A 244-nucleotide genomic window follows, 5' to 3' on the forward strand; every position below is an offset into this window, starting at 1 on the left:
CCCAACGGTAATATGTTTTTTGCCCAATGTGGTGCTCCATGCACCATTTTCTCACACTAAGTCCGCTACTGCGGCACTCTACAATCTGTGCTCTCCATTGCTCAAGTTTTGCCTGGTGTTTTAATTCTTGTGAGCCCAACGTATACACCCCCAGATATGAGAATTCTCGAGAAGTCTTAAGACTTCCCGAGAATAGTATCTCACATCCGGTGATGCTTTTTAAATCCGTCAGCACATTTGACGG

General features: G+C 45.1%; 1 protein-coding gene. It reads right to left on the reverse strand.

Annotation, left to right across the window (positions count from 1 at the left end):
• A partial coding sequence (gene tnpA / locus ON16_RS16385) for an IS66 family insertion sequence element accessory protein TnpA (RefSeq protein WP_439645727.1) occupies positions 1–235 on the reverse strand: 235 nt, incomplete at its 3' end.
• Positions 236–244: the final 9 nt, after the last annotated feature.

The sequence above is a fragment of the Oscillibacter ruminantium GH1 genome, from assembly GCF_000307265.1.
Taxonomy (GTDB): Bacteria; Bacillota; Clostridia; order Oscillospirales; family Oscillospiraceae; genus Oscillibacter; species Oscillibacter ruminantium.